Genomic DNA, 22787 nt, shown 5'->3' on the forward strand with positions numbered 1-22787 from the left:
TTATGCATCCATCTCAATATTGTATGCTTTGCGCTTCTTGATGACCATCGTTAGCAATAGCAGTAGATTAAAGACAATGATGCATCCAGTAAGGAACACTATACTCGCTGTCAATGCATCCGCTCCAAGGCTCGTACTCATTGCCTGGCGGAAGCCCATGACAGAGTATGTCATTGGTATGAACGGGTGAACATGACTGAAGAAGTTATTGGTCAGTTCTACAGGGAACATTCCTCCGCTTGCACCTAGCTGTAATACAAGGAATATCATCGCTAATAAACGACCTGGATTTCCAAATCCTACGGTCAGGAAGGTAACGATGAACATGAACGTAAGGGAAGTCAGGATGGATACCCCAATGAATTGCCCCATGTTCTCGACCTGTAAATCCATTCCCCATATCATGATTGCATCCAACAATAATGCAGATAGCGCCGCTTGGATAAACAGGACCGTAAATTTACTGAACCACCATGCCACTCCTGATGTAGGCCTTGTAGAAGGCAAGCCTGTCGGGAATCCCATATTGAAGGCAATAGCCCCTACAAATAACCCAAGAGACAATACATAAGGAGCCAGTGCATGACCATAATTCGGCACGTCACTGCTTTTTTGTTCTTTGACCTTTGTCGGTTCAGCAATCATGCTGTAATTATCATCGGTTGTTTTATTTTCACTTATTTCTTCTGCACCATCACTGAGTTTTTCCGAAAGCTCGACCGTTCCATCTTTAAGTGATGAGATTCCATCACCCAATTTGCCGGAACCTTCAGCAAGTGCTGATGAACCTTCATTGATCTTCCCTGCGCCATCAGCAAGCTGGATGACTCCATTGCTTAAAGTAGGCAGGTTGCCTGCCAATTGTTCCGTGCCTTTAACAAGTGCTGATGAGCCCTCGTTCAATGCCGCTGAGTTGGCATTCAGTTGATTGGCCCCATTAGCCAGTTTGCTTGCCCCTTCTCCAACTTGGCTAACACCAAATGCGTACTTCTCAAGACCATTCCCAAAGGAGGATGAACCTGCTTGCAGTTGTGAAACCCCATCAACCAACTGACCAGATCCCTCAGTTAGTTTTGAAAGGCCATTATTTAACGAGGAACCGCCTTGTGCTAACTGGTTGATCCCTTTCACTAATTCTGGTGTCCGTTCATTTAAACTTTGTGTTGCCGCCGTTAATTGATTGCTGCCTTCTACAGCTTCATTAAAACCGCCATTTAATTGGGTCGCACCAGGAATCAATTGTTCATTCAGTGCGTTCCTTATTGCCGTATATCCGTTTAACGCTGAAACGGCGTTTGGATTGACTTTATTCACCGCATTATTTAAATTGGCCACTTGTTCCGGAAGCTGGCCTAATCCATTCAATACAGGCATTACTTTATCCGTTAATTGTGTTGATAAGTCGGATACACTTGCAGCAAGAGTCGATGCGATTCGTTTTTGTGCTTCCGCCTGGCCTTGAAGTTCATTTTGAATGGCTCCGATTAATTCGGATTGCTGTTCACTGGTCATGCTTTTGAAGGCTTCCGTGTTTTGAACGGCATTGATCGTGCTCTGACCATTATTCGCAATCGTTGATTGAAGTTCCGTTAAGGCCGCTTGACTGTTATTGAGGTCTTCGGTAATGCCGGATACGGTACCGGACGTGCTGCTTCCTGCGGGAACCGCTTCTTGCAATTGATTTACACCGCTTTGAATGCTTGTCAGTCCTTGCTTAAGCTGATTCAGCTGTTCTTCTGCGGGCAATTGGCCATCCATTTTTTTCAGGCCGTCATTTAACGCCTGGCTTCCTTCTGCCAGTTTATTGATTCCCTCATTTAAACTCTGCTGACCTGCTGCCAATTTTGGAATTCCTGTCGATTGGTCCGTCAGCTGGCTTGCATTTTGTGATAATTGATTCAACCCATCATTTAAATTCGCACTGCCTGTTTGCGCTTGTGCCAATCCAGTATTTAAAGACTGCGCTCCTGGAACCACTTTGGCCAGCCCAGTGGAAAGTTGGGATGAACCTTGTATAAGTGCTTCACTGTTATTAGTTAATTCCCCTGTGCCTGATGCGAGTTCGTTCGCACCCTTTTGCAACTGACCGACACCGGAAGTATATTGTGAAATTCCCTTATTCAATTCCGACGCGCCACTTTCAAGCTTGTTGGCCCCTTCCAAAAACTCGCCAACGCCAATTTGAAGTTTATTCGCTCCATCTTTAAAAGTTAATGTGCTCGAAGCTAACTTATTCAGATTTTCCGTCACTTCTTTGTTTCCATCATGCAGTTTTTTTGCACCGTCATCCAGCTTTGATGCCCCATCTGCCGCTTCGCCGAATCCTTCTCCGATTTCATCCAGTTGTGAGAAGATCGCCTCCGCATATTCTTTTGTGACACTTTCGGCAATTTCCGTTTTCAAATTATTCGTTGCCTGTTTCCCGACCGTTTCAGAAACGAAACTGCGTCCAGGATTCACATCATACGTCAAATTCATTTTTTTGGGCTTATCATCCATGACGGTAGAAGCATTTTTTGAAAAGTCTTCCGGAATGGTAACGACCATATAATATGTACCATCATCGAATCCTTTTTTCGCCGCTTTTTCCGTTACGAAATGCCATTCTAAATCATCATTGTCCTTTAACTGCTCGACTAGCTCATTACCGACTGTTAAGGTTTTTCCCTCATATTCCGCCTTCACATCCTTATTCACGACTGCAACAGGCAATTTGCCCGTATTTCCGTATGGATTCCAAGCAGAACTAAGGAATAACCCCCCATAAATAATCGGGACGAACAGTAAAACGATCGCGACACCGACCAGTTTTCGATTTGTAAGGAAGAGCTTCCATTCTTGTTTAAGCATGTTCACTTCTTTTCACCTTTCTTTTCACGCAGTACATCACTCAATGACGCGGTATTCCAATTAAGAGTCGGTATGTCCGTGGTGCCAAAGCTTTCTTTAAGCAAATCCGCCACTGTTTGACTGGAAAAGAACTCTATTAAAAGTTGATCCGCCCGAGAAAACATCCGGCGAAGGACGTCCATCCCCTTCTCTGCATACTCTCCATCTTTGAACGCTTTTTCTATAAGTCCTGTATCCGGAAACATCGAAATGGGACCTTCCATCGCCTCAATAATTTCAAGATTTTTAATCTTATCAACACTTTTGGCAAGAGTAAGGCCGCCGTTATTACCAGGAACGGAAGTGATTACCTGCTTTATGACCAATTTCCTTATGATTTTTTTCAAATAAGAAGGAGACACCTCTAATCTCCTGCTGATCTCATTAGACGAAAGCGGGACATTTTTATCCTGGGTAGAGAGTATAACGATGATGCATATAGCTTGCTCGACCCCTTTTGTTAATTGCAAATCAGTTCACCTCTTTCAATATGTATGTGGATATCAGATATCCATAATGGATATTTGGTATCTATAATTAAAACCCGTTTCACCTAAGAAATCAAGTCATTTCTAGAAAAAAATTCCTAAAAAAAGATGAACCCCTCATTACAGCACCATACGGGGTTCACCTTTTCAAGATCTTTTATAGGTCCTTTAGAAATTCATTGACCGCTTCGGGAGTTTTAGCATTTGCACTGTGCAGGTGCGCAACCTTTTCCCCATTTTTAAATACTAATAGTGATGGAATTCCCATTACCGTTTGCTCTTCAGAAATCTCAGGGAACTCGTCACGATCGATTGTAAACCACTGTTTGTCTTGATGTTCTTGAGTGATCTCATCGATGAACATGTCTAAACGCTTGCAGTCCGGGCACCATGTAGTCGTAAAAATCCCGACCGTCAGTCCTTCTTGGTTGATTTGTTCACGATATTCTTGTTCTGTATTGATGTTTTTCATGATCGTCTCCTCCGGGCTTTTATACTTTAATCCATAATGTACTCAAGGATTAATATATAATTAATTCCTTCACAGCACAAACGGTTTATCCTGAACTATCTAACGCTTGCCCGGTTATGCTTAGCGCGAAGCCGCCTTTTCCTGGATTCCAAATCTCTCATTTGAAAGAGGAAATCCTCGAAATGAAATCCCTATTTTCATCAATGAAAAGATAGTGACAGCTTTTTTTCAAAAATGGTCAATTCACTGTCAGGAATCTTTTCGGCGATGAGAATCGATGCCTCTGCAGGAGTGATCCATTCGTGACGGCCTCCTGCCACTAATGTTGGGCACGTTATTTGATTTTGCTGGTCCACTAAGTTAAATGTTTTTAAAAATTTGGCCCCTACATTAGCCGCTTTCAAATTAAAATTCGATTTCTTCTCTCGCATTATCTCTTTTTCCGCTTCAGTTCTTACTTTTCCCCTTGATGAATAAAAATAGAGTGGTTCCATGACTATACTGAATTCAGCCATTTGCTGTTTTACCATAGTCCCCTCAAATAGAAGTTTTGCCATCCTTTTTTGCTCATCCGTACCGGTTTCTTCTATTTTCACCAACGCTTCTTCTCCGAAAAAATGGCTTGGCAGTACAACCAGGTCTTGTTTAAGTTTTTTCATTCGTTAACGCGCTTTTTTCGATCCGTCCGCTCCTCATGGTTAGGTGTGTCACTTACGAACCTCTTTGGCCACAAAACTGAAAAAAGCCTGAAGCGGTTTTTCTGCTCCAAAGCTTTTTTTAGCTTTTGGTCTTCATGTAAATTTAAAACAAAGTTGATCAAAACACACTATAAATATTTAGTTTAGCTAAAGAATTAATACCATCGAGTATATAAATATCCCCACCAATAACCACCGCCAAATACACCTTGAAAGAGAACATTAGCAGTAGCACGTGCAGTATACCCTGCATCGTTAACCTGCATAAAGTTTAATGAAAATAGATTTAAAATGACCTAAGATACTTGACTGCCGTCTCTGCATATATCTCTGCAGATTCCACTAAGTTCTCCACTGAAACCCGCTCATCGTACCCATGGATAGTTTGTTCCAGCCCAGGACCATAAAGGACGGTGTCAATGCCATGGCGCCGGAAGTGACTGGCATCACTTGAACCAAGCAAAAGTAAGCTGAAGACGGGTTCCTCCATTCCAAGGACACGCTGAATTCCCAGTTCTATGGCCCTTACAATTGGACGATTCTCTAAGGTCCAGTTCGGGTTAGTACAGGGTACTATAGGCTCTACAACCGCACCTGAAGCTACAGCACTAACAAGATTCCTAGCGACATCAAGTACAAACTCGGACTTCATACCGAATGGAACCCGGGTATCCACTTTAATGATACACTTGTCTGCAACGACGTTCACATTTGTTCCGCCCTGGATTACACCTGGATTGTAAGAGGGACGATAAAGTAACTGTGACAATAAGGGATTTCCTGGATACTGAGATAGGAGCCACTCAGTATTGTACAAAAGTTGACAAGGCTCTGCCGGAGGCGTTGCCTTGAGCTCCCATAGCTTGGTTAGTGCTTCGACCGCTGCTGCCCCTCTTCGTATGGCGGAGATTCCATAAAGCGGTTGTAGGCTGCCATGATCTGCCTGACCTGGTATGATCACCTGCATCCATGCCTTGCCCTTTTCGCCGGCATTCGGATGGTGGGGGTCCGTTGGTTCACCAATCAGACAAGCATCACCTTTAATCAATCCTTGTTCCAGGAGCGAGGCCACCTCAATGCCGCCAGTCTCTTCATCCGGAGAGGCAATAACTCCTAGGCTACCTTTCAAATTAAGAGCGGGGGCGAACTCCTGAAGTAGTCCAGCCACAAAAACCAGTGATGCCAAGCCTCCTTTCATATCGGAGGCTCCCCTACCCAAAAGCATACCCGCTCTGACTTCTCCTGAGAAAGGATCGAAGGTCCAATCTGAACAATCGCCAGCAGGTACGACATCTGTATGTCCACAAAACAGGAGCCGCGGACCAGGTACCCTGGTTAAGGGAGCATCACAGACCACGGTAACCAACGCATTTTCGCTACGGCGGTGCTCGGTAATCAAGAACCCTTTTGCTGCTAGGTAACGGCTAATATGGCGTCCCATTTCTGCTGACCGCTTCTTAAACTCGGGCGATGGGTTTTCAGATGGAATTCGAATAAATGAAGCAGCAAGTTCGACTAATTCCTGTTGCCTTGACCTTATCAGCTGCCGGATTATTCTGGTACTCATATAAATACATCCCCTCCATGTCCAGCATTAGCCGCAGTATTTCTATACTATTCTATGTGCTGTTCCTAAATCATATTTCTGAGGCTAAAAGTGGGGATACATTTGATACATGTTATTTTACTCGTTCAATGCTATAGTTAAACTTAATGAGGCCCAAAGATATATAGGGGTAATGCCTAACCTCCGTTATCTTAACAGCATTTCTTTCAACTATTTGGCTGATTATGCTTGACTGGTTTTAATTTCATAAATCCTTCCCTATCCACTGAAATATCTAGCTGCTGATTTATGACTAGCGAAAGCGGAAAGATTTCCGACTCTTTATCCGAAAAAATCCAACGCCGTTTCCTTGGACCTAAAAGTAAAAACGAACCTTCTTCATGTTCCCCCATGAAATTCAACCCATCTTCTCTTATGACTTCACCATTCCTTACAGGCACGCCATTGCTGATCAACCTATTTCCCAAAGCCCTGACTTCATCTGTCGTAATGTTTATTTCACTGATGCACAGGACGTTTTGAGCTGAAAAAGACTCAGCCTCGGATTCGGGTGATACGGAATATCTCGATATGAACTCGACAATGTTGCCTGAAGGGTCTAAAAAATAAAAAGATTGTGCGTCGAAAAAGCTGAAATAAACTTCGTCTTCATCCTCTTCTCTAGTCAATTCCACTTTTGATTTCGCCCATGCTTTTGCCGAAGAAAATAAATTGGTCGGAATGTTCATGGCAAAATGGTAAAAAGGCTTTTCTTTTTGATGATATTTTTTAATTTCAAGCACACTTTCCCCTGCCTTCATTTCAAAACCATCATCAGTTAGCGATAGTAGCTCAAAACCTAACACCTCAACATAAAAATTCCGCATTTCATTCCATGCCTGACTATACAAAGTGACCTTATTGATAATCACATTCAATCCCCCTCCACTTAACAAATATTGTAAGAAAATACTACATTTGTGCAAAGATTCCGTACTTTGCATAATCTATATAATTCTACCCACTCTGCCTTTTTTCACCACAAATAACTTAAAAAGGACCGCCAAAATCGGTGGTCCCTCGTTTCAGCCTTATTGAAAGGTTCACTCTTTAATTTTCAGTCCAAGCATGGCTGCAAAGACTATCGCTTGGTCCGGGGAAACTTCGCATCCTTTTAAATCTTCCGGGGATACGGTAATCCTTTGAAATGTAGAACTGCTAATATCAATTCCTTTGAGCGGTGTCCGGGAAAAGTTCACTTCATTTAACCTGCATGTTTCGAACTTCACTTTAATGAATTTACACTCATAATAATCAGCACTTTCCAATGAGCAATGATCGAACCTCACTTGCTTTAAACTGGAATAACCAAAGGCACTTAAATTCAGGTTGCAATTCTCAAAGAAGACATTCCCTAAGCTTGCGTCAGACAGGTTAATGCCTAAAAGTTTGGACTCTTTGAATTCCACACGATGAATCGAGCCGCCCATGAAATCGGCATTCGTTAAATCGCAATGATCAAAGATGACATCCGTCAGCTCGATATTCCTGAATGATACATCACTGAATGTCACATTTTTAAAAACAACCTGTGATAATACGATTTTATCCATTTTTTCTCTATCGATCGTGCAGTTGGTTATGATACAGGACTCAAGATAAGGCTCATCTTGATAATATATTTCCTGAAAGTTCGCTTGTGTTAAGTCTTGGGGGATCTTTGGCTGTTCAATTTTGATTTTGCCTGACATATTATCACCTTTTCGCTTTATTCTTCAATCACTGGTTTATCCAATCGATAGGGTTCATCGCCGGTATTATAGCAACTGGTCTACTAAATTTCGACTTAACTATAAACTACATTTCAGTGAAGTTCAATCTAAGAATTTCGCGAAAATGACTATTATTTTTCGTTATTTTGTGTCAACATTTTGCACAAAAAATGCTGCCTCATCGGCAGCTTGCTTACTTCATGAACGTATTGAATCCTGTTGGCATCCGGTAATAATAGAGAGCCGCACCCATTATAGCCATCATTCCGCCTATCAGAAAAAATGCCTGAAAGATATTTCCTCCAACAGTCGGGGAATTGGATACAAAACCACTTGAAAACAGAAAAAGGACACCAAATCCCAACAAGAATAGAGCCATCTTTTTAATCCTTCTTTTAAACAGGATATATCCCGTAAGCATGATGATGTACGATGCGGATAGGGCCATAAGAAATGGAAATAACGGTTTGAATTTTGCGGCATACACGAAATGATCGAAATTCGAAATATCAACTGCATCTATCGCTTGTTCATCATTTACGTGTGTGAAATACGTGGAATACTTCCATTCCCAAGGTCTATCAAGAATTTCACTTCCTTCATACCAGGTAAAAAACGTAAAAACCATAAAGAAAAGTGCAGCGATAATCATTTGCAAAAAATTGTTAAAAGTCAATATCATCCCTCCAGCTGTCATTATACCAATAAATGGGTAATATTCAACCGGAGCCCAAAGTGATAAAGCAATATGTAAACAAACACTGTTTCCTGAATAATATAATCTAACCACTTTTAAGGAGCGTTTGAGATATGATCACTCATGGAGAAGACCTCCTTATTTCAGGAGCATGGTTACTCGGCATCGGTACACTTGTAGGTGCAATCGGGCAAACCCGGCAAACTTTAACGAGCACTGACCTCGGAAAAGATCTCGTCCTCAAAGGGAATGGCATTGAAGCCGTTGGAAATTCGCTGCAAGCAATCGGCCGTTCGAAAATGCTGAATCCGGAAAATGAACGTACGGAAACCTATTTCATATTCGGTTCTTGGCTTGAGGCCATTGGCAATATCGCAGATGCAGTTGGAATAGGTATGCAGTTGAGTGGTTCAGTGGAGGAGGGCATTAGAACCGATGCACTCGGCAGTGGAATCCAAGGCCTGGGCGCCGCAATTGAAGCATTCGGGGCATCGCTGACTGAGGAGACCATTTCACGCTCTTTTGAGATCAAGGGAAATGGCCTCATTTCAGCCGGTTCATTTTTGGAATCCGTGGGAAATATTTTCATTTTAAATGAAAAAGTACGGATGGGAGAACATATTCTTTTACTAGGCAGCTGGACCCAGGTTTTCGGTGCATTTATATTGATCGAGGCCTTTTCACTTGGCCCAGAACCCGAACCTGAGAGAGGGAAAGATCGACATAACCGCCATTATAGCTATGCCAACTATTGTTAAGGGGCCACGAGTTCGACCTTCATCCGATCGGGATCTTCGAAATATACAGCAGAATAAAAAAGGCAATACAACACTTACGCAGTGTCCACTTATTTTATGATTCCGTTATAAATCTCTCCGCCGCCATTTATTTTGATAATTTTCAAGCGATTGGTATTTTTGACGAAAACGGTTTTATATTGTTTTTCACCATTAAGTTCAATAAGGAAGACTCGTTTGCCATCGTTATCCGTTTCCTTATTGAAAGTATAGTTTTCGTTGCCGATTTGCTCGGTGATTTTGTCATATTCGGGCAAAGAAGACCACTTCTCATGTTTAGGACTTGTTTGAGTTTCTGTTTGCGTGGGTTGTTTTTGTTGTTCATTTTCGGTTTGGGTTTGATTCTCATCCGTTGTTTGGACAGATTTTTCCGTTTTCATCCGCTTTGTCATTATTGCAGGCAGTTAGCATTGCTGCTGCAATCAACGCGATCATAGATTTATTCATGCTTCACATCATCTCCTATTCCTATATTCCCATTCATTTTAACTAAAAACCTGATTTAACTAAACAAAACAAATCCGAGTGGACAGAATGCATTTGTTTTGCTATTATAGTTACTCAGGGTAACAATTACTCACGATAACTATATATTGATATAAGGGGTGTTTCTGATAAAGACTTTCCAAAAATTCTTTCAGCAATTATTACTGTTGTACCGGCCGTTTGAAAATAATCTTAATATCCAGCTGAACAAGCATGATTTACACAGGGCGCAATGGTCCATTTTGTATTACTTGAACAATTATGGTTCGGCGACGCTTGTAGAGCTTGCCAATTACCAAAGCGTGGAAAAACCCACGATTACGAGGACCATTGCCCGCTTGGAAGAGTTGGGGTATGTCGAGCATGTGCCAAGCAAAGATAAACGTGAAAAAAGAATGCGGCTTACGGAGCTTGGCAAAAAGGTCTACAGCGAAGTCCGCGTGACAATCGATCAATATGAACAGGAGATCTTGAAAGGGATCACGGAAGAGGAACAACTCGCAGCCATACGCATCATGGGCGAAATTAGAAATAACATTATAAAGTAAGGAGATAATAACATGGATCAATCCAGAACCAGACTGTGGACGAAGGACTTTGTCATCGTTTCGTCCATCAATTTTTTCATAACATTAATCTTTTATTTACTGATGGTGACACTTGCCATCTATGCTGTTAATGAATTGGATGCTTCTACAAGCGAAGCCGGACTCATATCGGGGATTTTTATTATCGGGACGTTAATCGGACGCCTGTTCATTGGCCGTTTCATTGATTCAATCGGCCGCAAGAAAACGTTATTCATAGGTTTGATCTTTTTCACTTTGACAACAATTCTTTATTTTGTCGACCTTGGAATCGGCTTCCTGCTTGTTAACCGCCTGATCCATGGGATGGCAATGGGGATGGCAAGTACTGCGACAGGCACGATCGTTGCCCAGATCATTCCGGCGACACGAAAGGGAGAAGGCATCGGCTATTACAGCATGAGCGCAACACTTGCGACAGCAATCGGTCCTTTCATCGGTCTGTTTATGGCTCAACATACAAGCTTCCAAGTCATTTTCAGTTTCTGCCTGGCTTTAGGGGTGATCTCCCTGATTACAGCATTCTTCCTGTATGTCCCGGCATTAAAAGTGACGGCTAAAGTTACGGAAAGCAAAGGATTCAAGCTTTCCAATTTCATTGAACCTAAGGCACTGCCCATTTCAATCATCACTCTATTATTGGCATTCTGTTATTCCAGTGTCCTTTCTTTCATCAGTTTTTATGCCATTGAAATTGATCTGGTCAATACGGCAAGCTTCTTCTTTGTCGTTTACGCAGTAGCCGTATTGTTATCACGTCCTTTCTCCGGACCATTGATGGACCGGAAAGGATCGAATTTCATTATGTATCCGGCTTTCATTATTTTCGGAGTCGGCTTGCTGCTTCTAAGTATGACAACCAATAGTTTCACTTTACTGGCAGCTGGTTTCCTCATTGGCCTCGGATTCGGTAATATGCAATCAAGCTCGCAGGCGATTGCCGTTAATCTGACACCGCCTCACCGAATGGGGATGGCAACATCCACCTTCTTTATCATGCTTGATGCAGGACTTGGATTCGGCCCTTATATTCTGGGATTCATCATTCCGGTAACAGGTTACAGCACACTTTATGTCATCTTGGGCGTTTTGGTCATCTTAACCTCCGTCCTTTACTACTTCTTGCACGGCAAGAAGGAACGTACAGCCAGAACGAACTTGGCTTCCATTTAAATAAAAAGGGATATCCCATTAGGGGATATCCCTTTTTTCATTTAAGATTTTGATAGATAGTAGGTCATTATTTTATTTCCAAGTCATGAATAAAAAGTCCAAAACTTTTGCTGTCCTTTTTATTCATGACTGTTTCACCTTTATATAAAGTCTTTCCGGTCTTTATATCTGCAATCAAAAGTTTGGCAGGCTTGTTTGTTTTCCCCTCTTGATTCATTTCGTTCAATAGGAAGTACACACGCCCGTTCTTAAAGGCAGCGGTATATTGCTCTTCTTTATTAGCAGCTATATCCAGCTCCGTGTCATTCGTTATCGTTTGACTGCTGAGGTCAAACGTTTTAATGCGATATTTACCTGATTTCATTTCAACTGCATAAAGGTTTTTTCCGTCTGAATATCCTGATCTAGCCATGTCCAGGCTCAGCGATCCTTTTTTTACCGTTTCTAATTTTTCCGTTTCATAATTATAAGATATAAGCTTGCTTTCTTTTAGTTTTTCCTCAAAGCCATCCTCATGATTTACCCCTTTAATTAACGAGATTAATACCATGTTGTTTGGCATGGAGGGAGCAACATCGATTGGCATCTCAAAATCAACTTGTTCTGGGTCAGTAAAGGTTTCAGTTATAAGGGTTTTATCGCTCAAGACTTTTTTATTGGCTACATCGATCGTATACAGATGAACTTCTTTCGTTTGCTTCTCATTGTTGGAATTCACATCATTCATCGTTAAAACCTGTAGTTTTGAATGGACCAACTGCACATCCCTGACATCAGCATTCATGATTCTCCCTTGATTCGGAAGCTCGATTTGGAATGAAGTTTCCTCTTCGTCCTTCTTCTCCAGTAAACCGATATCAAACTTTGCTTCCATATTCCCGCTCTTTGTATATTCGCTATTCACCCAAGCGTAAGCAAGAAAATCATCGTCTTCATATAAAGAACTAATGGAATCTTTGCCACGCATAAACGAACGATGTTCTTTTACCAATGTTTCAATTTCATGACCTTGTCTTCCAGTTAAGTTCTCCAAGTAAGACCTTTCGCTGGCATATGTCGTTGTATTGGATTCAATTGTTAATGGTTCATAAAAATTACTGCTATTTTGAAGCGAAGCATTTATGATCACCGGATCAAGCTCTTTATCGCTGCCTTCCAGTGTCTTGAACGTATACTTTGGAAGGCTGGAAGCGGAGGAAGCTACTTTGACATAATAGGTCCCGATGCTTAAGATGACAACCATTCCAATAATGATGCTGCATAAATAACGTTTCACCTTGTTCACTCTCCTTTATTAGTTGTTGTTATACGGTAACGCGTTTTTTCAATAACCAAGCACCAAGCCAAACTGATAGTCCTGTCAAAATGATCCCTAATGCGAGCTGCAGACCAAATAATTCATTAGGGTAAAAATAGAAATTCCCAATCTCCATTACGAAAAATGGAGCTAAAAACACCACAGCAGAGATTCCGCAATAGATCAAGCCCAAAATGATCCCTTTTATGCGGAAACTTCTTTCAAACATGATCGCCGTGAATAATATCGACATGATCATAAGACCGATGCCATAGGAAAGTAGGAATTGCGTGAACGTGCTTGGGATGATCAACATCAATACCATATTGGCTGCCGCTATGGTGGAAGTGGACATTTCCATGTTCAAGAACGCTTCCGGCACGTTTGAATTAAATAGGCCATTTTCCATAGGTAAAATGATGATCTGGAAAGCAATCAACCCTAATACCATCAGGAAGATGGCCGTCGCTTTTGAAAGGTAGATCGATAATCTTGATGTCGGTAACATCAAAAGGCGATAAATGAACGTATTCTTTCCAAACCAATCACGATACCAAATAAGGAAAATGTAAAAAATAAGGGCAACCGCACTCAGCGCAATCGGTCCTTGAAACCAGAGGGAATTGGCGATATAGGTAAAATCAATGCCACCATAATTCGTAACAAATGCAGCTTCGGATAGTTTTTCTTCCGACATGGTTTTCTTAGCTCCGTCAAGATAATCCTTCGTTACCATGAATACTCCTGCAAATTGCGAAACCAAGGTGATCAACAATAAGCTAAGATAGATTTTACTGAAACGGTTGATTTCAAAGTTCACTAGTTTTATATATCGCATCATGATTGATACACCTCTCTCATTACATCGACTACCGATTTTCCTTCCTCTTCCCGCATTTCTTCTGTATTGAACTCTTTAAGCACTGAACCGTTATCCAATAAAATGACCTTATCAATCAAATGTTCAATATCACCGATTTCATGGGTCGTGATGATGACTCCCCTATCTTCAATTAGGTGGCTCGCAAAGACATCGGCAATTTGCTCACGGCTAAACATATCGATTCCAGAAAATGGTTCGTCCATCAGTACATAATCCACGTCAAGGGACAGACCAAGCATCAGGTTGAGCTTAGCTGTATTCCCTTTTGACAATTCCGAAATGCGATTCTCCTCTTTAAGCTTGAAAAACCCCATTAGTTGGTTAGCTCTTTCCGGATTCCAGGACGTATAGAAATCCGACATGAAAACCATGGCCTGTTTAATGGTCATTTGCGGAAGCATGGTCGGTGCGTCCGGAATGAAGGTAATTTTTTCATAACTGTCCTTTGTCATCTTTTGATCATCGATCAGGATTTCACCTTTATATGGCGTCAATCCCATGATCGCTTTGAGTGTAGTCGTTTTACCGACACCATTTATCCCGATCAGACAAGTGACTTCTCCTTTATTGGCTGTAAATGAAACATCATCCAAGATCTTTTTCCGTCCATAATTCTTGGAGATCTTTTTTACTTCTATCATTGTTCTTCCTCCTCCCTTATTTCTTCCGAGTATTTTTCTTTAACCACACGAAGCAGTTCATCAACCGGTACATTAATCGGACGAATCGCATCGACAAACGTATCGACGGCTGCCAAAATCAATTCCTGCCTTACAGCCTGTAGTATCGTTTCATTCGTCGTGATTTGACTGGGGAAATTTCGTTCTGTATGAATCAAGCCCTGTTCCTCCATTTCTTTATACGCTTTTTGAGCGGTATTGGGATTTATATTGAGTGAAGCCGCCAGTTCTCTTCGAGAGGGAATTTCCTGCCCCGCCACGAATTTGCCAATGGCTATTTGTTCTTTAAAATGCCTAACGACTTGCAGATATACCGGTTCCCGGGTATTTACGTTCATTAAAACCACCCCCTATTTATTAAAAAAAGCCTGATATACGTGTATGTACTAAGTGGTTCATACACCTTATAGATGTACTATACCCGTAATACACCTAAGCTGTCAACAAGGAATTCCAAAAAAATGAAAACCCCGTATGCGCAGGGCAGACGGGGTTTTTCCTTAGTTGCTTTTCATGGATTATGCTAAAATCTCATTGAAATAGATGATGAAGCAGCCGATCTTTATCTTCAAAAAACTGTTTCATTAACAAATAGTGATTGGACTCCTCTAACTTTACCTCACTCATTCCCTCATCTGAAATTTGGAGGATTTTAGCATCCGGATAGGCCATGATGATCGGGGAATGGGTGGAAATGATGAATTGGGAACCTTGTTGAACAAGCTCATTTATCCTGGCCAGCATCGATATTTGTCTCAATGGCGATAAAGCAGCTTCAGGCTCATCGAGGATATACAATCCATCGCCTTGAAATCGTTCTACAAAAGCAGAAAAAAATGATTCCCCATGAGATTGCTGGTGGAGTGATTTTCCACCGAAGGAATCGATGATTTTCGACCCATACGATGTTTCCCTGTCCAATTCCTCTATATTCGTTGCTAAATTATAAAAGGTTTCCGCCCTAAAGAAAAAATGATCCTTCGGTTTGTATACGCCTTTTTTCAAACGGAGGTATTCGTCCAAATTGGAGTGTGAATCATAATTGGAAAAATTGAAATTCAACGTTCCGCCTTCTGGATTGAAGCCATACGCAATCGCAATGCCTTCAAGCAAGGTGGACTTTCCCATTCCATTTTCCCCGATGACATAGGTAACACTGGGATGAAAAGCCACTTCCTGAAGGTGCCTGATAACCGGAAGATCAAGAGGGAAATGTTCATACGAAGATATTCGGTCTCTATTGAGGTAGATGCCCCTGATATACTGTGAATCATAATCTAGCTTCATTTGTTATCACCTTCTGTAGAAAATGTTTTGAGCGTCCTTCTTCCATTCCATATAAGTTCCAAGACGCCATTGATTGTTCAAATCGATAGATTGATAATGTTTGATTCTAAATGACCGCCCACTTTGGATGCAATTCAATTAAACTAACTGAAATATCTTTCACTCCCGATTCGTTTATCAGTGCAGGCCATTCCTTATCCGCATACCGTTGATGTGAATCTTCATTGTCCCATAATGAGGCGACAAGATATCTGCCGTTTTGCCTTTTACCGAATGCGCCAGACAGCATGCCATTGCTTCCTACTTCTATTAGCACCTGCTCAAAACGGGTTCGTTTATCCTTTTCAACAGAACATTCAGCCACTCGAAGTAATTTTCCCTTATCAACAAAATCCGTAATGTCCGTTGTTCCTATATTGGATATGCTCTCGAATATATCGACAGAAATGTTTGTATAAGTACTTCCTTGGTCACTCTTCCCGAATATTTCATCATGCTGATGCTTCATGAAACGTTGATAACAATGGATATCTTTCCAAACGGAGAGAATGCCTGCTTCATGGGGTTCATTTCTATTCCACCCTCCGGTTTGACCCATGAAGCCAACACAATGGCGCAATTCTCCCCATCCCTCTTGTGCTTTTGAAAATGAACGCTTGTTTTCCTCATTCACTTGACATTTAATCCACTTCATCAACATGATGATCCCCCTCATTCAAGGACGCCGCCCAATCTTTCGCTTTTTCATCAACCTTTTTTATAAAATCATTTTTTCCATTTACATAACCTTTGATATCCATTGGAAATTCCGCTGCCAAGCGCTGCTTCAGCCTACTATACTTTTGTGCTTCATCAGGGTGTGATAGCAAATAATCCCGAAAAGCGAGGTGTCGGGATATTTCTTCATGTCCTTCTTGAAACATGTGAATATGGTGTGTCCTCTCATCCCCGCCTTTACGAAAAAAACGTCGTCCAGCCATTCCGTTCTCCCCCATGGCATCATACCCTATCCCTTCCATCTCTTTATTAAAATCAGCCACACATTCCACATCTTTTACCACTGCCAAAATATCTATTATGGGCTTGGCATGGATTGCCGGGATGGACGTACTGCCAATATGGTAGGAATTCATCATTTCAGGCCCAAAAATATCCTGTAATTTTTGGCATTCATCATGAAATAACTTGGGCCATTCTTTCTTATATGGTACGACTTCGACCTTTCTCATGAAAGCCTCCTTGATAGGAATTCGCGTTTACATTCCGTTTTACTATTTCCTTATTTTTACACCAATGTGCATGCATCACAAAAAAGCAGCCGGGATAAAGATAAGCGAAATTTTCTTCATATTTCCTCTTTCTCAACTATGTATTCTTGTAATTCAACTTGTTCATTTTCCTTAGGAATAATCCCAAATTTAGCGATTAATAGAATGGCAAGAAAACTGAAACAGCAAAAACTAGTATTATCACTTGTAATAAATGAGGCCTGTATAATACGGGATGCCAATAATGAATTCAAAATATAAGAAAAAAGAAACCCTGAATAGGATAGGCAAACCAGATAGTTTCCAATCAATGCCCTCTTGTAATGTACATACTCCGATTTATTTCCATTCCTGATACTGACGCAATGTCTAAATTGCCTAATGAGACCGTATGTGAAACCAATAATTAACATGACTACAATGACAAAATCAATTATTGCTTCCTCCACTGTTTACTCCTCCCTGGTAATTCGACCTAAAAATATTGTAAATTATTACATTAAACTCATCATATACCATTTATGATAAAATGATAAATATTTCCTACTTTTATCTTGGAGTTGTATCATGAAAATTTTTGTGAAAATTGTATTATCGTTATTTATGGTTCTTTATCTATTAATCCTTACAAAGCTCATTTTATTTAAAACCTTCTCAATAACCGAAATGAATGGTCATATCAGTTTTTCCCATGGCCGCTATTGGGGGTCCCATAACTTCATCCCTTTTAAAACCATTGGCCATTACCTGTTCTTAGCGGATGTTAACACATCGATCCGGATTGAAAATATAATGGGGAATATCATCGGCTTTGTACCTTTCGGCTTAATGCTTCCATTACTATCAAAAAGGTTTTCCCAATTCAAATCGATCTTGATTACAACATTCTGTCTTAGTTTCACCTATGAGATTCTTCAGCTTTTATTTGAATTGGGAAGTTTTGATACCGATGATTTGATCCTGAATACTCTCGGCGGGGTTATAGGATACCTGCCTATTAAACTGTTTTACATAGTTTTCAAAAAGAATGGAACCATTCGCAGTCAGGTCAGGGGACAGTAATTTGCTGTCCTTCTTTTATCACTAGGTCCATTTTACGCAGCGGCTGAATTATCCAATTTTGTTGAAAGACGAATACATGCATGTCCTTATTCTTACGTTTAAAGCGAGAAGAGGTTTCAATATAAAGGAAAATATACCTAATATTACTGATAATGCATAAAAAAAGACCACCAGATTGGTGGTTAGAGACTGTAAACAAAAGGGGTTCACCTAAAATTTCAAAACAAAATTGATTAGAACGAAAGGTGCGCGACTCCTGCGGGAAAAGCGCGTCTAGGGAAGACACCGCAGGCACAAGGCGACGAGAAGGCTCCCCGACCGCCCGCGGAAAGCGAGTGCCTGGAGTGGAAATCGACGTTCGTTTTCCTAATAAAACTGTAGAAAAAAAGGGGTCATCTAAAATTTCAAAACAAAATTGATTGGAACGGAAGGTGCGAGACTCCTGCGGGAAAAGCGTGTCGAGGGGAGACACCAAAGGCGCAAAGCGGCGAGGAGGCTCCCCCGACCGCCCGTGGAAAGCGAGTGCCTGGAGTGGAATAGACTTTCTTTTATAAACCTTTAAATCCGTATTTTTCAAAGATTTTCATGGAGGCTTCCGTTTGGAGATAGTCATAGAATAGCTTGGCTTCCTTGGCATGATCCACGTTATTGATCATTCCGACGGGATATATGATCGGATCATGTAAATTTGCCTGGGCTGCTGCAATGATTTCAACTTTTGATGAGTTGAGTGCATCCGTTTTATAAACGAGGCCAGCGTCCACATTTCCCGTTTCCACATATGTAAGCACTTGCCGCACATCCTTGGCAAATACCAATCGATCTTCAATCTCTTTAAAGAGGTTCATGTTTTCCAAAGTTTGTTTCGCATATTGCCCTGCCGGTACAGACTCTGGAGTCCCAATCGAAATTTTAGCGGCCTTTGTGATGTCTTCCAGCGATCCAATTTCCTTTTTGGAATCCTTTGGCACCACCAGCACCAGGTCATTGCCGACTAAATCGATTCCGTTTTTCCCTTCAATAAGATCTTCCTCTACTAATTTATCAAACTTATCTTCTGCTGCTGAGAAAAACAGGTCAACAGGTGCGCCTTGGGATATTTGTTGCTGAAGAGCTCCAGAGGCTCCAAAGTTATAATGCACTTCAACATTTGCATTCTCTTTTTCAAAAGACTTCTTTATATCATTTAAGGCATCTTGTAAACTTACAGCTGCGGAAACCGTCAATTCCACTTTTCCTCCGGCTTGCGCCTTCATTTCCGTTTTTTCCGTTTCATCGCTTGAACACCCTGCACCCACTATCACAAGCATCATCATCAAAAAAATCATAAGGTATGTTTTTTTCAAAGTCACTCTTCCTTCCGACCTTTCTTCATAGGATGGCTGCTAATTCAGCAGCCTTCCGTATTCCATCTTCCTTTTAGGTTCACCATTGGGAATGCAATGCATTTAGCTATAAAGAAGTTTGGGCTGTCGGGCTAGATAGGAAGGCGTACCATTTTGATTTAGATTAAGGATCAATTTCATGACCTCCACTATTCCCTCAGGTTTCTCCAACTCTATTTCCTTATGGTAAGACTCTATGGAAATGCTCCATTTTTTCATTTTTTTCTGATCCTTCAATATACTCAGCAATTGTTTTTCAAAAGGCGTTTTCTGATTAAGTTTAAATACAAGGCCTTGTTGTTTAAGATACTGCAGATTAATTTCCTCCTGCCCCGGAAGCCTGGAATGAACAAAAATCGGAAGCCTTTTTCGCAATGCTTCACTGATCGTGACACCGCCCGGTTTCGTAACGATTGCGTCAACTTCTTCATAAAGCTTATTCATTTCAGACCTTGATGAGATATAAGGCAGTGGTTTGATATGAGGTAAGTTCCATGTATCGATTTCTTCATAAAGCTTGTTGTTATTTCCGCAAAGAACTAAATAATCAAAGTCGGTAGAATTCTTTAACTCATCACCTAAGTTCAAAATCCCTCCCAGACCGCTATTTCCCCCGGATATCAAAATTTTTGGCCGTTCTGTTTTTCTTTGGACACTGACATTTTTTGTGATTTCCTCATGCACGGGAATGCCAGTGACCATCATCGTTTGTTTCGGTATTTGACGCTTACTCATCAGCTTTTCTTTAACTTCTTGACTAGGAAGAAAATGGGCATCTATCCCTTCGCTTCCCCACACATTATTAATAAAAAAATCCGTGTACACGTTTATTATCGGTGTGCTGCACTTCCCTTTCATCTTTAACTGACTCAAAAGATATGAAGGGAAACCGTGTGTACACACAATTAAATCAGGCTCTTCTTCCGCTATCAATCGTTCCATCTTATTCATGAATAATTGCTGATACCATTTACATACACTTTCCTTTGGCGAGTGAACATAAAACAGATTCTTATAGGCAAGATTATAGGTTTCCGGCGCATAACGGATCCATGTCAGATAACTATTTGCAATGAATTTTTCTAGAGAGGTATTGGTATAACTGATTAGATCGATTTTTTTATAAGTAATCCCATTTGAATGCTTTTTTAACATATCCATCAATGCCTCTGCAACTTGATGATGTCCCGACTGCATTCGAAAGAGAGGTAAAAACAAAATCTTCTTCATATGTGTCATCTCCTAAGAAATCATTCTGAAAATACAAAATATATAGTTCATGATATCTTGCTCTTACAATATCGTTGAACAAATTCCTTAAATCGATTTTTTATTTCCGACGTTTATAATAAGGAGCAGACTCAACTTTTGGACATTTGTTTTCTCTTTTTAATGTATTTGATAGTAACATATAGTACAAAAATAACTAAAAATACAACACCTAAATATGGAACATATTTGGGATTAACATTAAAAGCATCCCCCACATAATAACCGGCCACTATAAAAGGGACGGTCCATAGTATAGTGCCTAATAGGGAAAATAGGAAGTATTTCCGAAAGGGTATCGAAGAGATTCCTGCAAAATATGGACTTATTTGTCTCATACCCGGAATATAAAATCCAAATACTAAGGTTTTTCGTGCATTATCCGTATAGTTTCTCTTTGCTTTTTCCCAGCGTTCAGCCGTAATCCCAATGAATTTTCCATATTTATTTATAAATGGATACCCCACATATTTTCCGCATGCATAAGCTGCAAGCATTCCGATAAAGGCCCCGAGGATTGCACACAGCATGGCTAAACCCATTGAGAGCTTGCCTTGGACAACCAACACCCCAATAAGAAATAGAAGTGATTCTTCTGGAGCAGGCACTCCCACAATGCCGAAGAATAAAAAAAGAAAAATGATTAGGTAACCATATGAATCAATAAAATGTAAAAGCGTATCTATATCCATAATACCCCCAGAATTAGTTATAAGTCTTTTAAAGAAATAAAGTGTGTTCCTTTTTCCTTACTCTCCTGCAGGTAAATTTTTAACATTTCAATCATATAGCCTGGTGCCTCTTTATCCGCTCCCAATGTTTCACCACAGTCATGAAGCAACAGGATGGAACCTTCTGTCGAAGTGCTTCGAAGTTGATCAAGCAGAGTATTTTTGCAATTTTCGACTTTCCAATCCCCGAAGATGCCGGACCACATAATTACTTTATATTTCTTACTGAAAAGTGGGGTGAAGATATTAAAATGGCCCCATGGCGGTCTATAAAAAATCACCTTCTCATTCGTGCATTCCTTAATCGCCTTTTCAGTCATTTCCAACTGCTTCCTCAGATGAACTGGTGATAGGACCCAACTTGAAACATGATGAAAATGATGGATACCTATAGTATGTCCCTCTTCATGCATTCTTTTAATAATCCCAGGATTACTTTTCACTTTACTGCCAACAACAAAGAATGTGGCCTTTATCTCATATTCTTTTAAAAGATCAAGTAATTTTATCGTATATTCAGGGTTCGGGCCATCATCGAAAGTTAGCGCAATCCCATTATTCGAATTGATTTTTTTGGTTATTCCCAGACTGCATACACGAATTAGCACCGTTGGGATAATAGTATAAAATATTAATAGCAATAATAAAATAATAAAACTAATCAGCCATATATGCATCACACAAAACTATCCTCTCATTATTGATATTACCAATCCTGATCCTTTCCCTATATCATAATCATTTACTACAATGCAGCAAATGTTATTGTATTCAGGTAATTCATTATAAAACCTCCCCCTACAATTTAGCATTTTTTTTTCATTATTTTCACTTATCATTATTTTTTTATTTTTGTAAAGGTTGAAGGACATTAGTTCTATTACAGCAATGTCTGCAGTTTTTTTCTTTTAAAACCTTTCCAGCTGATTTCAGAAATCCGCTCCCTTTCCGCCGACTGTCTGCCAAGCCTCCTCGCCGGTTAGCGGCTTTAGTGTCTCGGCTAGCCAGTTATTCGGCAGGAGTGTCGCTCATTTCCTCCATCCAATTAGGGTTACTGTAAAAAACATGAAGGATAACCTAGATTCGAAGAAATTGCGTTTGCCTGCAGTTTTTTTCTTGAAAAAGTTCCAGCTGATTTCAGAAATCCGCTCCCTTTCCGCCGACTGTCTGCCAAGCCTCCTCGCCGGTTAGCGGCTCCGGGGTCTTGGCTAGCCAGTTATTCAGCAGGAGTGTCGCTCATTTCCTCCATCCAATTAGGGTTACTGTAAAAAACATGAAGGATAACCTAGATTCGAAGAAATTGCGTTTGCCTGCAGTTTT

The 22787-nt window shown here is 40.7% G+C and carries 26 protein-coding genes; 4 read left to right on the top strand and 22 right to left on the bottom strand.

Translation table 11 applies throughout. The features are described 5' to 3' along the window. The 8 genes from ACIQ0C_RS19745 to ACIQ0C_RS19780 form a co-directional block, all read right to left on the bottom strand. The gene (locus ACIQ0C_RS19745; RefSeq protein WP_403063275.1) at window positions 1–2850 is read right to left on the bottom strand and encodes a YhgE/Pip family protein; all 2850 of its coding nucleotides are present in this window, start codon (window positions 2848–2850) and stop codon (window positions 1–3) included. Between the two features lie 2 nt (window positions 2851–2852). Beyond that, complete coding sequence (locus tag ACIQ0C_RS19750) at window positions 2853–3359, bottom strand: Rrf2 family transcriptional regulator (RefSeq protein WP_402840474.1); 507 nt, start codon at window positions 3357–3359, stop codon at window positions 2853–2855. 175 nt (window positions 3360–3534) lie between these two features. Beyond that, the gene (locus ACIQ0C_RS19755; RefSeq protein WP_034310732.1) at window positions 3535–3849 is read right to left on the bottom strand and encodes a thioredoxin family protein; all 315 of its coding nucleotides are present in this window, start codon (window positions 3847–3849) and stop codon (window positions 3535–3537) included. Between the two features lie 200 nt (window positions 3850–4049). Further along, a complete protein-coding gene (locus ACIQ0C_RS19760) occupies window positions 4050–4508 on the bottom strand; it encodes an alpha/beta fold hydrolase (protein WP_403063054.1) in 459 nt (152 codons plus the stop codon). A gap of 325 nt (window positions 4509–4833) precedes the next feature. After that, complete coding sequence (locus tag ACIQ0C_RS19765; RefSeq protein WP_403063057.1) at window positions 4834–6114, bottom strand: M20 family metallopeptidase; 1281 nt, start codon at window positions 6112–6114, stop codon at window positions 4834–4836. A 206-nt stretch (window positions 6115–6320) separates the two neighbouring features. Further along, window positions 6321–7025, bottom strand: a complete 705-nt coding sequence (locus tag ACIQ0C_RS19770; RefSeq protein ID WP_403063060.1) for a VOC family protein — start codon at window positions 7023–7025, stop codon at window positions 6321–6323. Window positions 7026–7196: 171 nt separating this feature from the next. Next, window positions 7197–7844: a pentapeptide repeat-containing protein gene (locus tag ACIQ0C_RS19775; RefSeq protein WP_258832223.1), complete on the bottom strand. Its 648-nt coding sequence runs from the start codon at window positions 7842–7844 to the stop codon at window positions 7197–7199. A 214-nt stretch (window positions 7845–8058) separates the two neighbouring features. After that, window positions 8059–8541: a DUF4306 domain-containing protein gene (locus tag ACIQ0C_RS19780; RefSeq protein WP_403063064.1), complete on the bottom strand. Its 483-nt coding sequence runs from the start codon at window positions 8539–8541 to the stop codon at window positions 8059–8061. Window positions 8542–8675: 134 nt separating this feature from the next. Here ACIQ0C_RS19780 and ACIQ0C_RS19785 point away from each other — a divergent pair, with 134 nt between their 5' ends. Further along, window positions 8676–9320: a DUF6944 family repetitive protein gene (locus tag ACIQ0C_RS19785; protein ID WP_403063067.1), complete on the top strand. Its 645-nt coding sequence runs from the start codon at window positions 8676–8678 to the stop codon at window positions 9318–9320. 89 nt (window positions 9321–9409) lie between these two features. Here ACIQ0C_RS19785 and ACIQ0C_RS19790 read toward each other — a convergent pair whose 3' ends face one another. Beyond that, the gene (locus ACIQ0C_RS19790; RefSeq protein WP_403063070.1) at window positions 9410–9739 is read right to left on the bottom strand and encodes a hypothetical protein; all 330 of its coding nucleotides are present in this window, start codon (window positions 9737–9739) and stop codon (window positions 9410–9412) included. 234 nt (window positions 9740–9973) lie between these two features. Between ACIQ0C_RS19790 and ACIQ0C_RS19795 the strand changes: the two genes are divergently transcribed. Both ACIQ0C_RS19795 and ACIQ0C_RS19800 read left to right on the top strand, forming a co-directional pair. Then, window positions 9974–10393, top strand: a complete 420-nt coding sequence (locus tag ACIQ0C_RS19795) for a MarR family winged helix-turn-helix transcriptional regulator (RefSeq protein WP_048686687.1) — start codon at window positions 9974–9976, stop codon at window positions 10391–10393. Between the two features lie 12 nt (window positions 10394–10405). Then, complete coding sequence (locus ACIQ0C_RS19800; protein ID WP_403063073.1) at window positions 10406–11605, top strand: MFS transporter; 1200 nt, start codon at window positions 10406–10408, stop codon at window positions 11603–11605. Window positions 11606–11672: 67 nt separating this feature from the next. Here ACIQ0C_RS19800 and ACIQ0C_RS19805 read toward each other — a convergent pair whose 3' ends face one another. The 8 genes from ACIQ0C_RS19805 to ACIQ0C_RS19840 form a co-directional block, all read right to left on the bottom strand. Next, window positions 11673–12881: a hypothetical protein gene (locus ACIQ0C_RS19805; RefSeq protein WP_403063076.1), complete on the bottom strand. Its 1209-nt coding sequence runs from the start codon at window positions 12879–12881 to the stop codon at window positions 11673–11675. Between the two features lie 28 nt (window positions 12882–12909). After that, window positions 12910–13743 (bottom strand): hypothetical protein, encoded by an 834-nt coding sequence (locus ACIQ0C_RS19810; RefSeq protein ID WP_403063079.1) that lies wholly within the window; start codon window positions 13741–13743, stop codon window positions 12910–12912. Next, window positions 13740–14426, bottom strand: coding sequence for an ABC transporter ATP-binding protein (locus tag ACIQ0C_RS19815; RefSeq protein WP_057279131.1), 687 nt, complete (start codon window positions 14424–14426; stop codon window positions 13740–13742). The genes ACIQ0C_RS19810 and ACIQ0C_RS19815 overlap by 4 nt, the downstream gene beginning before the upstream one ends. After that, on the bottom strand, window positions 14423–14803 hold the full coding sequence (locus ACIQ0C_RS19820) for a GntR family transcriptional regulator (RefSeq protein WP_403063082.1): 381 nt from the start codon (window positions 14801–14803) through the stop codon (window positions 14423–14425). Before ACIQ0C_RS19820 ends, ACIQ0C_RS19815 begins: the two co-directional genes overlap by 4 nt. Before the next feature lie 193 nt (window positions 14804–14996). Then, on the bottom strand, window positions 14997–15752 hold the full coding sequence (locus ACIQ0C_RS19825; RefSeq protein WP_403063085.1) for an AAA family ATPase: 756 nt from the start codon (window positions 15750–15752) through the stop codon (window positions 14997–14999). A gap of 106 nt (window positions 15753–15858) precedes the next feature. Then, window positions 15859–16452, bottom strand: a complete 594-nt coding sequence (locus ACIQ0C_RS19830) for a YdbC family protein (RefSeq protein ID WP_403063088.1) — start codon at window positions 16450–16452, stop codon at window positions 15859–15861. Continuing rightward, window positions 16433–16981: a GrpB family protein gene (locus tag ACIQ0C_RS19835; protein ID WP_403063091.1), complete on the bottom strand. Its 549-nt coding sequence runs from the start codon at window positions 16979–16981 to the stop codon at window positions 16433–16435. The genes ACIQ0C_RS19830 and ACIQ0C_RS19835 overlap by 20 nt, the downstream gene beginning before the upstream one ends. 116 nt (window positions 16982–17097) lie before the next feature. Next, entirely contained in the window at window positions 17098–17469 is a 372-nt protein-coding gene (locus tag ACIQ0C_RS19840) for a hypothetical protein (protein WP_402840519.1), read from the bottom strand. 118 nt (window positions 17470–17587) lie between these two features. Here ACIQ0C_RS19840 and ACIQ0C_RS19845 point away from each other — a divergent pair, with 118 nt between their 5' ends. Further along, window positions 17588–18082 carry a VanZ family protein gene (locus ACIQ0C_RS19845; protein ID WP_403063094.1) on the top strand — a complete coding sequence of 165 codons (495 nt, stop codon included), beginning with the start codon at window positions 17588–17590 and terminating at the stop codon, window positions 18080–18082. On the opposite strand, the gene ACIQ0C_RS19850 is transcribed toward ACIQ0C_RS19845, so the two are convergent. The 5 genes from ACIQ0C_RS19850 to ACIQ0C_RS19870 all read right to left on the bottom strand — a co-directional run bounded on the left by ACIQ0C_RS19850 (window position 18069) and on the right by ACIQ0C_RS19870 (window position 22144). Further along, window positions 18069–18659: a hypothetical protein gene (locus ACIQ0C_RS19850; protein WP_403063097.1), complete on the bottom strand. Its 591-nt coding sequence runs from the start codon at window positions 18657–18659 to the stop codon at window positions 18069–18071. The genes ACIQ0C_RS19845 and ACIQ0C_RS19850 overlap by 14 nt on opposite strands. Then, on the bottom strand, window positions 18631–19428 hold the full coding sequence (modA, locus tag ACIQ0C_RS19855) for a molybdate ABC transporter substrate-binding protein (RefSeq protein ID WP_403063100.1): 798 nt from the start codon (window positions 19426–19428) through the stop codon (window positions 18631–18633). The genes ACIQ0C_RS19850 and modA overlap by 29 nt, the downstream gene beginning before the upstream one ends. Before the next feature lie 102 nt (window positions 19429–19530). Next, window positions 19531–20697, bottom strand: coding sequence for an MGDG synthase family glycosyltransferase (locus tag ACIQ0C_RS19860; protein WP_403063103.1), 1167 nt, complete (start codon window positions 20695–20697; stop codon window positions 19531–19533). Between the two features lie 131 nt (window positions 20698–20828). Continuing rightward, window positions 20829–21428, bottom strand: coding sequence for a DedA family protein (locus ACIQ0C_RS19865; RefSeq protein WP_402840526.1), 600 nt, complete (start codon window positions 21426–21428; stop codon window positions 20829–20831). A gap of 17 nt (window positions 21429–21445) precedes the next feature. Next, on the bottom strand, window positions 21446–22144 hold the full coding sequence (locus ACIQ0C_RS19870; RefSeq protein WP_402840712.1) for a polysaccharide deacetylase family protein: 699 nt from the start codon (window positions 22142–22144) through the stop codon (window positions 21446–21448). Window positions 22145–22787 lie beyond the last annotated feature (643 nt).

It is taken from the genome of Peribacillus sp. NPDC096448, from assembly GCF_044762675.1.
Lineage (GTDB): Bacteria > Bacillota > Bacilli > Bacillales > DSM-1321 > Peribacillus > Peribacillus frigoritolerans_B.

Excerpts from the sequence above, each read along its gene's own strand:
- ACIQ0C_RS19745 (WP_403063275.1), bottom strand. The coding sequence starts at position 2,850 with ATGCTTAAACAAGAATGGAAGCTCTTCCTTACAAATCGAAAACTGGTC.
- ACIQ0C_RS19755 (WP_034310732.1), bottom strand. The coding sequence starts at position 3,849 with ATGAAAAACATCAATACAGAACAAGAATATCGTGAACAAATCAACCAA.
- ACIQ0C_RS19760 (WP_403063054.1), bottom strand. The coding sequence starts at position 4,508 with ATGAAAAAACTTAAACAAGACCTGGTTGTACTGCCAAGCCATTTTTTC.
- ACIQ0C_RS19765 (WP_403063057.1), bottom strand. The coding sequence starts at position 6,114 with ATGAGTACCAGAATAATCCGGCAGCTGATAAGGTCAAGGCAACAGGAA.
- ACIQ0C_RS19775 (WP_258832223.1), bottom strand. The coding sequence starts at position 7,844 with ATGTCAGGCAAAATCAAAATTGAACAGCCAAAGATCCCCCAAGACTTA.
- ACIQ0C_RS19785 (WP_403063067.1), top strand. The coding sequence starts at position 8,676 with ATGATCACTCATGGAGAAGACCTCCTTATTTCAGGAGCATGGTTACTC.
- ACIQ0C_RS19790 (WP_403063070.1), bottom strand. The coding sequence starts at position 9,739 with ATGAAAACGGAAAAATCTGTCCAAACAACGGATGAGAATCAAACCCAA.
- ACIQ0C_RS19800 (WP_403063073.1), top strand. The coding sequence starts at position 10,406 with ATGGATCAATCCAGAACCAGACTGTGGACGAAGGACTTTGTCATCGTT.
- ACIQ0C_RS19810 (WP_403063079.1), bottom strand. The coding sequence starts at position 13,743 with ATGATGCGATATATAAAACTAGTGAACTTTGAAATCAACCGTTTCAGT.
- ACIQ0C_RS19815 (WP_057279131.1), bottom strand. The coding sequence starts at position 14,426 with ATGATAGAAGTAAAAAAGATCTCCAAGAATTATGGACGGAAAAAGATC.
- ACIQ0C_RS19820 (WP_403063082.1), bottom strand. The coding sequence starts at position 14,803 with ATGAACGTAAATACCCGGGAACCGGTATATCTGCAAGTCGTTAGGCAT.
- ACIQ0C_RS19825 (WP_403063085.1), bottom strand. The coding sequence starts at position 15,752 with ATGAAGCTAGATTATGATTCACAGTATATCAGGGGCATCTACCTCAAT.
- ACIQ0C_RS19830 (WP_403063088.1), bottom strand. The coding sequence starts at position 16,452 with ATGTTGATGAAGTGGATTAAATGTCAAGTGAATGAGGAAAACAAGCGT.
- ACIQ0C_RS19835 (WP_403063091.1), bottom strand. The coding sequence starts at position 16,981 with ATGAGAAAGGTCGAAGTCGTACCATATAAGAAAGAATGGCCCAAGTTA.
- ACIQ0C_RS19845 (WP_403063094.1), top strand. The coding sequence starts at position 17,588 with ATGAAAATTTTTGTGAAAATTGTATTATCGTTATTTATGGTTCTTTAT.
- ACIQ0C_RS19860 (WP_403063103.1), bottom strand. The coding sequence starts at position 20,697 with ATGAAGAAGATTTTGTTTTTACCTCTCTTTCGAATGCAGTCGGGACAT.
- ACIQ0C_RS19865 (WP_402840526.1), bottom strand. The coding sequence starts at position 21,428 with ATGGATATAGATACGCTTTTACATTTTATTGATTCATATGGTTACCTA.
- ACIQ0C_RS19870 (WP_402840712.1), bottom strand. The coding sequence starts at position 22,144 with ATGCATATATGGCTGATTAGTTTTATTATTTTATTATTGCTATTAATA.